Source organism: Streptomyces cavernae (assembly GCF_004023625.1).
Taxonomy (GTDB): domain Bacteria; phylum Actinomycetota; class Actinomycetes; order Streptomycetales; family Streptomycetaceae; genus Streptomyces; species Streptomyces cavernae.
In genome coordinates this window covers 1-9,539 of record NZ_RPDJ01000096.1, presented here as the reverse complement: position 1 = coordinate 9,539, position 9,539 = coordinate 1, and the positions used below count along the sequence as shown (strand labels likewise).

The following is a 9,539-nucleotide window of genomic DNA, read 5'->3' as shown; positions in this document are numbered from 1 at the left end:
CTGCCCGCCTACTCACCCGACCTCAATCCCGTCGAGGGCGTGTGGGCACACGTCAAACGCAGCCTGGCCAACCTCGCCGTCGTCGCCCTCGACCGCCTGGAAGCGCTCGTCCGCAACCGGCTCAAACTCCTCCAGTACCGGGCCGACACCCTCGACGGCTTCATAGCGGGCACCGGCCTGACTCTCGACGAGCCAGTATCACCTTGACGAGCCGAAGTCAGTAAGTTGACACACTGCGCCTGCCAAGGGGATCAGTGGCGGTCTGGGTCGGGCGAGTCGTAGTCAGCGTCCGATGCGTTGCCGTGGATGGTGGCGGGCGAGGTGTCGGCGCAGCAGGTCGCGTCCGTAGTCACCGCCGTTGGGGGTGCGCACGATGGTGTGTACGTGGAACGGTTCGGGCTGGTCGTTGTCGAGGAAGACACCTTGGTGGCAGTCGTATTCGATCAGGACGACGGGGCTGTGGATGCGGTAGTAGAAGGCGTCATCGTCGGCGCTCCCGCCGATCCAGGCGATGTGCGTGTCGTCGAGATGCTGCTCGATGCTTTCCATGAACGCGGCGGCGGGACCGTCCGGGAGTCGCTGCGCGTAGGTATTCACCAAGTGGAGCAGCGACTCCCGTTGCCTGTGGGAGAGTCCGCCGGCCGATAGCCCGGCGTAAGGGATGACACGGTTGTCTTGTGCGGCGCCACCCAGGTGCCTGCCGTTGACCGGGTCGGCGAGTTCGGCGGGCAGGTCCTGCACCCGGATCGATGCGTAGAGAACGGCCTCACGTGCCTGTTCAGGGTGCAGGCTGCGCCGCAGGTCGAGACCGGCCGTCCGCTGCTCGTCGAACAGGCGCAGGCCCTTGTGGGTACCGCGGTCGGCCTCGGTGGGCTCGGCGCCGATGAAGGTCGGGGTAAGGACCATCTGCCGGCCGATGATGAAGCAGTGCACGTCGAGGTGGTGGCCCCACAACTGCCATCCCCACGGCTCCGTTGTCGAGGGGGTGCCGAACAATGCGAAGGAATAACAGTATTCGGTGAGGGTGTCGCGGTACTGGTCGATCAGCTCGCCGAGCGCGGCGTTGAGCTTCATCGCCGTCCGAGCGTCGGAGAAGCCGGTGGCGGATAAGGATGCCTCGAGGGTCGCGAGCGCACGCTCACGCTGCGCGGGTTCAAGGTGCTCCAGGCGCAGGCCGTGCGGATCCCAGTTCGGAAAGGCATTGATCCACACACGCCATTCGTCCGCGTCGACGGCGAATAGGACGTCTTCGCGCTGCGTGGGAGTGAGGCAGTCGAGGAAGGCGGTCGCCGCCTTCGTCGCGGGCTCGGGATTCCAGCCGGTGTCCTGGAGGGCGAACAGATCGGGTACGACCTGCCCGTCCGTCGTGATGCCGACCAGCGGCTCCTTCGCCCTCTCGAGCACGGGCGGGAACAACTCCCGCACCACCGCCTGGAGATCCGGGGGAAAGGCCGAGAGATCCACCCGGGCGTCCTGGATCGGCAGTCCGCGGACGGGTCCGAATCCCCGGTAGTGCGACTTTTCATGTTCAACATCCATGATGGAGCATGCCTTCCTTACGCTCGGGCGCCAGTCGGTCTGGCGGCGGCGGGGGCAGTGAGGGCTGTGGTGATAGTGGCGGCGAGCGGGGTTGTCGGCCGTCCGCTCAGGCGGGTGAGGTCGCCGTGCCGGTGTAGAGGCCGCCGGGTCGGACGCCCTGGTCGGCGTCGGTCGGCAACTGCGCGATGGGCTGGGGTAGTTCGGCGAGAGCCTGGGCGTGGGCGGTTTCGAGCACGTCCCTGTAACGCACTTCGGTTCCGGATTACCTGCAGCTGTGGATGGGACCCGGGGCGCCTCATCCCGCGCGGCCTGCGTGGCCGGCGAGTGCGGCTTCACCCTGCTCACCGAGAGCTGGAACGCGCTCGAACACGTCACGATCCGTGCCCAGAAGGATGCATTCACATCGCCCGGACCGCCCAGTCATCACACGCCTCGAGCGCCAGACTGCGAACTGAATCTCGCTGGAATCACCTCAGTGGCCGAGGTTGAACTGTTTCCGGTGGTGGTCGCCTTTCTCCATCAGGTCGACAAACCCGAGGGCGTAGTCCGCCGCGGAGATCCCGCCGCCGTCATCGGGCTGAACCGCGACGTCGTCGCCGAGCCGATAACGGCCGAGTCGTTCGCCGGGCATACGTGCGCCGAACCTGAGCGCCGGGCTCACAAAGACCCAGTTGAGTGTCGCGGGGGTGGCCGGGAGGTCCTCCATGATGAGCGCCGCCCCTGCGCGGATCTCGTCGTGGAGCTCTGCGGGGATGTGGGTCAGGTCGGTGACGAAGCGATCCGCCCCGGGCGCGGGACGCAGCGACGAGTAGCCGCCGACGACGAACAGGGGTACGCCTGCGGCATCGGCCAGACGCGCGATGGTGCGGTAGACGTCGCGGAAGGTGCCGGCCAGCGAGCCGCGTGGGGCCAGTGCGCCCACTACGACATCCGCGCCCTCAATGGGCGCTGAGAGCGTTGCTTCGTCGGTGGCGTCGCCTTGGACATAGGTCACGTTCGGGATTGACGCGTCGGGGAGCGAGCGGCTCAGTGCGGTGACCTGGTGACCGCGAGCAGCGGCCTCCGCGACGATGGCCGAACCGGCATAGCCGGTGCCGCCGATGACGGTAATGCGAGACACGAGGTGCCTTTCTACGAGGCAGGTGGCGTCGGACGACGCGCCGCGATTACCGTATGAGCGCAACTCTCCGACGGGAAGAAGGCACTTTGTGGTAACCACTCAGACCGAGTCGGTGCTCCGCGGCAGCCCCTACCGCGCGGACTGCCCGACTCGCCACATCCTGGATCGCATTGGCGACCGATGGACGGTGCTCATAGTGGGCGCCCTCTGGGACGGCAGCGCTCGCTTCTCAGAATTGCGCCGACGCATCGAGGGCGTCTCGCAGAAGATGCTCACCCAGACTCTCCGCGGGCTCGAACGGGACGGGCTCGTGCGCCGCACCGTCCACCCCGAAGTCCCTGTCCGCGTCGAGTACACGCTCACCGAGGCCGGCCGCACCCTGCGCGAGCCACTGCGCGCACTACAGGAATGGTCGATCGCGCACCTCGGCGAGGTGTCAGCGTCGCAGGCAGCTTACGACCACGCGAATCGACCTACTCCTGACTCCACGGAACGACACAAGTAGCGCTGCGATATCGGCGCTGCCAAGAGCTCGTATAGGGAGACCCGCCCAATTGTGGCCGACCAACACCACATCGGTCAGGTCCCGGCTCTCAACCGCGTCGACAAGATGGGCCACGGCGTCCTTCGGGCGCAGCCCTGCCCGTGGTCTGTCGTGCAGCCGCTGCTGTGGAGGTCATGGACGCCGTCGGTCGTGGGACTGTTGGAACAGCGCGAGCTCGTTGCTCGCCGTTGCGTGGGCGAGCTCCGGGAGGAAGTCGACCGTATCCAGGCTGAATTGGCGGTGTCTGAGCGGGACTGGAAGGAATGAGGCATCGCTCGCTCGCGGGTGGGCGAGGTGCTTGGCCCGCCAGATGAGGTCGAGCATGGCCACCTCACCGCCTGCCGCCACGACGACCTGATCGGCGACTCCGTGCGGCCGGCCTCGCCGCGATCGCCGACCTCGGCGTCGTCGGCCTCGACGGTGGTGGCCCGCGACCAGCACGAGCATGACCTCACCCACCCGTGCCACCCCCGTGACCTGCACGTTCAAGATGAACACAACTCATTGGGAATGCGGCACTCTTCGCCCGGGTTGCCGACCCGCGGCGTGCGCGACGGTACGTCTTCGTTCAGCGGTCGATGGCGGCCATGTTGTCCGCGTCGTAGCGCTCGCCGGAGGCCAGGGGCAGGTCGTTCAGGCGGGCGACGTGGCTGGCAGTGAGCTCGATATGGTCGGCGGCGGCGTTCTCTTCCAGCCGGGCGACTCGCTTGGTGCCGGGGATGGGCGCGATGTCGTCACCCTGGGCGAGCAGCCAGGCCAAGGCGACCTGCGCGGGCGTGGTGTCGATCTCGGCGGCTACGGCCCGGACCTCGTCGACGATTCGCAGGTTGCGTTCCAGGTTGCCGTCGGCAAAGCGGTGGTTGGTGCGGCGCCAGTCGTCGGCGTCAAGATCGTTCAGGGAGCGGATGGTGCCGGCCAGGAAGCCGCGGCCAAGCGGGGAGTACGGCACGAAGCCGATACCCAGTTCGCGCAGGACGGGCAGGATCTCGGCCTCCGGGTCGCGGGTCCACAGCGAGTATTCGGACTGGACCGCGGTGACCGGATGCACGGCGTGAGCGCGGCGGATCGTGGCGGGGCCGGCCTCCGACAGGCCGATGTGGCGGATCTTGCCTTCGGCCACCAGTTCGGCCAGCGCGCCAACGGTCTCTTCGATGGGCGTGCCGGGGTCCACCCGGTGCTGGTAGTAGAGGTCGATGTAGCCGGTACCCAGGCGCTTCAGTGATCCCTCCACGGCCAGGCGGATGTTGGCCGAGGTGCTGTCCGGAGCCGAGCCACCGGTGTGGGAGATCAGTCCGAACTTGGTCGCCAGCACGACCTCCTCTCGGTGCCCCTGCACGGCCCGGCCGACCAGTTCCTCGTTGATGAAGGGGCCGTACCCCTCAGCGGTGTCGATATGGGTGACCCCGAGGTCCAGAGCGCGGTGGATCGTGCGGATCGACTCGTCGTCGAACTGGCCGGCGCCGGTGTAGAACGCCGACATTCCCATGGCTCCGAGACCGATGCGCGAGACCTCGAGGCTGCCGAGCGAAATGGTTTTCATGGCGCGGACTTCCCTTCCCCATTACTTAAGTACCGTTCGGTGCAGAACCGTACCACATCAAGACCGGCCGGTACTGAACTACGTTCGCCACCTTGGTTGGATGAAATTGCTGGTCAGCATAGATCTGTACCGAGGGGTACCCTTGTGGCATGGGTGACTCCCGTAGGGCCGTCATGGGTCGGCCTCGAGGATTCGACATCGACCAGGCGCTGGAACGCGCGATGCGGGTGTTCTGGGCGCGAGGTTACGAAGGTGCAAGCCTCGCTGAACTGACCGGCGCCATGGGCATCACCAAGACGAGCATGTATGCGGCCTTCGGCAACAAGGAGCAGTTGTTCCGCAAGGCCCTCCAGCGCTACGGAGCGGGGCCGGCCGCCTACGTCACGCGCGCCCTGGAGGAGCCCACCGCACGGGCTGTGGCCTTGGCGTTCCTCCGCGGAGCGGTCCGCACCACGACCCCTCCCGGCGGCCCCTCCGGGTGCCTGACCGTGCAGGGTGCGCTGGCGTCGAGCGACGAGAGCCGGGCCGTCCACGACCTGCTTGTCGACTGGCGCAACGACGCGGGGGTCCGCCTCGAGGGGCGCTTCCGGCGCGCAGTCAACGAGGGTGATCTCCCGCGCAACGCCGACCCTCGGCGTCTTGCCCGGTTCATCATGACGATGGGTTTCGGCATCGCAGTGCAGGCCGCCAACGGCCTCGTTCCGGCTGAGCTCGATGAAGTCGTCGACACGGCGTTGCTCGGCTGGCCTGCGTAGCGGCTGCCCCCTTCGCTCGCCCCGGTGAGACATTCTCCTCGCATGAGGGCCGTGACGGTGCGGCGAAAACTTCGGTACCGTTCGGAACAGAAGTTTCGAGCAGTGGTTCCTCCCGCTGCCGACGATCACCGCGACGAAACCGTCAACGGCCGTCGCGAAACACCGAGCATGACCTCCGCCCGGGGGCCGAAGAAGGGGATCATGTCCGACACCGACCTGCGCGAGTTCTACCTGCGCTACATCGGGGCGCTCAACGCCCACGAGATCTACCGCATGGACGAGTTCATCAACGACGAGACCACCCTGAACGGCGAGCCGGGCACTCGGGACCAGGTCATCGCTGTGCTGAACGGCGACATCGACGCGGTCCCGGACTTCCACTGGGAGCCCCGGGAGATCGCGGTCGACGGTGATCGCCTGGCCGCCCGTCTGACCAACACGGGCACGCCCGTCAAGGAGTGGCTCGGCGTGGCTCCCACCGGCGCCTCGTTCGAGATCGTCGAGTACGCCATCTATCAGGTTCGTGACGGGCGGTTCGTGCACATGACGGCCCTGCACGACGCCGAGACCCTAAGGCGGCAGCTCGGTGCCTGACCCCCGTAAGCCGATCGGCGTCGGCATCGTCGGCCTGAGCGCCACGGGAGGCTGGGCGGCCGGGGCCCACCTGCCCGCGCTGAGCGCCGTCGACGGGATCAAGCTTCGCGCGCTGGCGGCGAGCTCCGAAGCCTCGGCCCAGGCCGCAGGAGCGGCGTATGGCGTACCGGCGTACACGTCCGTCGAGCAGCTCGCCAGCGACGAGAACGTCGACCTCGTTGTTGTCGCCGTCAAAGTGCCTCAGCATCGCGAACTCGTGTTGCCCGTGCTGAAGGCGGGAGTGCCCGTGCTCTCCGAGTGGCCGCTCGCCGTCGACCTGCGCGAGGCCGAGGAGATGGAGCGTGCCGCCGGGACGATGCGCACCTTCGTCGGTCTTCAGGGACGCTCCTCGCCTGCCTTCCGCTGGCTGGCCGACCTCGTGTCCGAAGGATTCGTGGGGGAAGTGCTCTCCGCCACCGTCGTGGCGTCTTCGACCGAATGGGGCACCCCGGTGTCCCAGAACATGGTCTACACGCTCGACCGCAAGCTCGGGGCCACGATGCTGACCATCGCGTTCGGACACGCGATCGACCTGGTGTCGATGGTCGTCGGCGAGCTTCAGGAAGTGGTTGCTACGACCGCGACCCGACGCCGCCAGGTTCCCCTCAGGCGCACCGGGCAGGTCGTTCCGATGACCGCCGAGGACCAGATCGCGATCTCGGGCACCGTGGCGGGCGGGGCGGTCCTGTCCGCCCACCACCGTGGAGGCGCGGCATCGGGTGCAGGGTTCTCTCTGATCATCGACGGCACGGAGGGGAGACTCGAGATTACCGCCGCCGAGTTCCCACACATCGGTCCGGTCACGGTGTGTGGCACACGCAGCGGCGGTCGGCCTACGGAGGTCACGCTGCCCAGCGGCTACGACGACCATCCCGGCCTGGCCGGAACAGTGATCCACACGCTGGTGCACGCCTACGCCGCGATTCGGGACGACCTCATCCACGGAACGGCTGTCGCCCCGGACTTCACCCATGCCGTCAAGCGCCACCGACTCCTCGACGCGATCGTACGGTCCGCCGCCACAGGGCAACGAATAGCCCTCCCCCCTTACGACCTTGTGCGCAGTGGTTGATGGTGCGTTACCTGGGGTCACCAGGTGAGTACGGCGGACTTGTCGGAGACGAGGCCGGCGATGGCGTTGATGGTCTCGGGGCGGAGTTCGCGACGGCCGGTGAAGCGTTGCAGGACGCGCCACCATTGCGTTCCGCGATGGGTGTGCTCGACCGCAATCCGTTGCGAGGACTGGCGTTTGCGGTTGTGCTCCCCCTCGATCTGCTGTTCGGGCGGCGCCCTGCCCGGGTCGGGGCTTCAACGGCGCACGCTGACTTGGTCACGGTGGTCTCGGACGAGCCCTTGGTAGCCGGCGTCGACCAGCAGCTTCGGCGTCGGGGTAGGCGTTGAGCAGCCCCTCGGGGCCTTCGATCCGGGCGGTGGTGATGTCGTGCATGCGGCCGAGGCGGGTCGCGCCGCACCACAACGTGCCCCGGCTGGGGTGGCGAAACCGCGTCGGGCGAGCAGCGGACGGGTCTGGGTGACGGTGGCCCGGGCGACGTCGTAGGCGACGTCGAGGGCGGCGTGCAGGATCGCGAGGCGCAGGTGGACCAGGTGATCACGACTCGGTCGGTGAAGCTCGGGCGTGGTCGGCGGCCGGCGCCCGGTTTGCGGATACGTGCTCGGGTACGGCGGGCATGCAACCGGTCCTCTCGTGCCGCGGTCCAGGCGGGTTGGAGCACGGTCAGGAGTAGGCCCAGATGGTTGCGGCTGAGGCCGGTGAAGGCACAAGGGGCGACGGCCGCGCGCATCGCTTTGATCGACACAATCAAGACATCTGCGCGCCCGTCCATGTCTGGGTCAAGCCGCCACGCTGCCCAGCACTGCTGCGCACAAGGTCGTGAGGTCATAGGCCCACCTACCCCAACTGAACTGAGGAAACAGCTCAGTCGATCATGCTAGCCGCGATGGGTGGACGCCCAGGGCCCGAACTGCGCGCTGCGGTAGGAGCGGACGATGGCGCCACCCGGCCGCGGGAGCGGTGGCCATGGCCATGGCGTCGGTGGAACCGCGGGCGCTCACCGGTCGGCTGCTGAGCCAGGTGGATGCGGTGCGGACCTCGAGGGGAAGGGCGCACCCCCGGGTAGCTGCCGGCCCGGGTGGTGGAGTCCGCAGAGAACGCCTGGCGCGTGTCAGCGTCTGCTCCAGCGCTCTTCGCCATCGGCCGATCTCTCGTTCACATGCGTTGCTCCGGCGCTGTTTGTGGCGGTTATGTTCCATCGGACGGCGGTGTGGTTCAAGCTCGTGCTGTGTCTGTCTTCATAGACTGCGGAACAGGGACAATCCCGGGCCGTTGCAGGAACTGAAGTGCATAAGGAAGTTGAGAAACGTGTGAACCAAGAGCATTTCAGCCATGTGTCATACGTGGTCGATGGCAGGTGACGGGGGAACCACGGACAGCCGACAACGTCTCGCCGCGTGGAGTGGTGTGGATCGCCATGCCCGCTGGGTCACATGTCCGCAGCGCTCAGATTCCTCTTGGTCAATCTGCCACCAAGTCGCCCCCTTCACGGCCACGAACACCACGGTGTTCCCCATCGGAGGCGAACCCGCGGGTGACTCGAGACCACCACCGACACCGGAGACGACGGTTGCAATGTCCATGCTTTCTTCCTGAAGCGAGAGAAGCGCTCTCTGCCCCTTGTGAGGTGCTGTCATGCCCGCACTATCTCGACTTGCCCAGCCTCTACGTCACGACGTATTCCTTGGGCAGGACTGGCGTCACCGTTACGACCGCATCCGCATCACGCGAGATAGCGACGGGGCAGCCGTGGAATTGAGGTGTTCGTCCGCGTTAACCTCGCTGGTCGACTTCAATCCGCGGTGGTGGGTCGACCAGATCGTACGGACCAAGGGTGCGTCGTTGTTCTTTGTCTTCATGGACAGCAACAACGCCTGCACCGACGCCTGTCCGGCCTGCTTCACCATGAAGAAGCGCACTCTGGAAGGCTTCGGCCACCGTATGGACACGACCGTGGCGCTCAAGCGCCTGGGCGAACTGAAACAGCGCTATCCCGACACGTTCCAACAGATCCTGCTGTGCGGCAGCGGTGAAGGGCTGATGCCCGGCGTGGAACGCCTCATCAACGGTGCTCACGAGCTTGGCCTCGCCGTCCACACTTACACCGCGGGCAAACACCTGGGCCGCAGGACCATCCGCGAGCCGCTGGTGCGCGCCGCCACGCAGATTCGCTTCAGCATTGACGCCGTCGACGAGGCCACCTACCGGGAGGTCGCCGCGCTCGAGTGGGTGCGGGACAACATCAGCGCCTTCGGCGGCGATCCGGACCGGGTCACCGTCTTCGGGGAGTCGGCGGGCGCCGGTTCCATCGCCGCGCTCCTCGTGATGGAGCGCGC

Annotated in this window: 10 protein-coding genes; 6 read left to right on the top strand and 4 right to left on the bottom strand. The window is 67.1% G+C overall.

Features of this window, described 5'->3' with window-relative positions; translation table 11 throughout:
• Window positions 1–207: transposase (locus tag EF387_RS46065; RefSeq protein WP_202918601.1), on the top strand; the 207-nt coding region annotated here is incomplete at its 5' end.
• 75 nt (window positions 208–282) lie between these two features.
• Here the strand turns inward: EF387_RS46065 and EF387_RS46060 are convergent.
• The 3 genes from EF387_RS46060 to EF387_RS46055 all read right to left on the bottom strand — a co-directional run bounded on the left by EF387_RS46060 (window position 283) and on the right by EF387_RS46055 (window position 2,722).
• Complete coding sequence (locus tag EF387_RS46060) at window positions 283–1,539, bottom strand: DUF3500 domain-containing protein (RefSeq protein ID WP_128382532.1); 1,257 nt, start codon at window positions 1,537–1,539, stop codon at window positions 283–285.
• A gap of 106 nt (window positions 1,540–1,645) precedes the next feature.
• Window positions 1,646–1,789: a hypothetical protein gene (locus EF387_RS49290; RefSeq protein ID WP_238432101.1), complete on the bottom strand. Its 144-nt coding sequence runs from the start codon at window positions 1,787–1,789 to the stop codon at window positions 1,646–1,648.
• A gap of 222 nt (window positions 1,790–2,011) precedes the next feature.
• Entirely contained in the window at window positions 2,012–2,722 is a 711-nt protein-coding gene (locus EF387_RS46055; RefSeq protein WP_238432100.1) for an NAD(P)-dependent oxidoreductase, read from the bottom strand.
• Between the two features lie 25 nt (window positions 2,723–2,747).
• Here EF387_RS46055 and EF387_RS46050 point away from each other — a divergent pair, with 25 nt between their 5' ends.
• On the top strand, window positions 2,748–3,164 hold the full coding sequence (locus EF387_RS46050) for a winged helix-turn-helix transcriptional regulator (protein WP_128382531.1): 417 nt from the start codon (window positions 2,748–2,750) through the stop codon (window positions 3,162–3,164).
• A gap of 607 nt (window positions 3,165–3,771) precedes the next feature.
• Here the strand turns inward: EF387_RS46050 and EF387_RS46040 are convergent.
• A complete protein-coding gene (locus EF387_RS46040) occupies window positions 3,772–4,743 on the bottom strand; it encodes an aldo/keto reductase (RefSeq protein ID WP_128382529.1) in 972 nt (323 codons plus the stop codon).
• 149 nt (window positions 4,744–4,892) lie between these two features.
• Between EF387_RS46040 and EF387_RS46035 the strand changes: the two genes are divergently transcribed.
• The 4 genes from EF387_RS46035 to EF387_RS49645 form a co-directional block, all read left to right on the top strand.
• Window positions 4,893–5,498, top strand: coding sequence for a TetR/AcrR family transcriptional regulator (locus tag EF387_RS46035; protein WP_128382528.1), 606 nt, complete (start codon window positions 4,893–4,895; stop codon window positions 5,496–5,498).
• A 201-nt stretch (window positions 5,499–5,699) separates the two neighbouring features.
• Window positions 5,700–6,092, top strand: a complete 393-nt coding sequence (locus EF387_RS46030) for an ester cyclase (protein WP_128382527.1) — start codon at window positions 5,700–5,702, stop codon at window positions 6,090–6,092.
• Window positions 6,085–7,203 (top strand): Gfo/Idh/MocA family protein, encoded by a 1,119-nt coding sequence (locus tag EF387_RS46025; RefSeq protein ID WP_128382526.1) that lies wholly within the window; start codon window positions 6,085–6,087, stop codon window positions 7,201–7,203. The genes EF387_RS46030 and EF387_RS46025 overlap by 8 nt, the downstream gene beginning before the upstream one ends.
• Window positions 7,204–8,838: 1,635 nt before the next feature.
• Window positions 8,839–9,539 (top strand): carboxylesterase family protein (locus EF387_RS49645; RefSeq protein WP_274389004.1); only part of this gene is annotated, 701 nt, incomplete at its 3' end.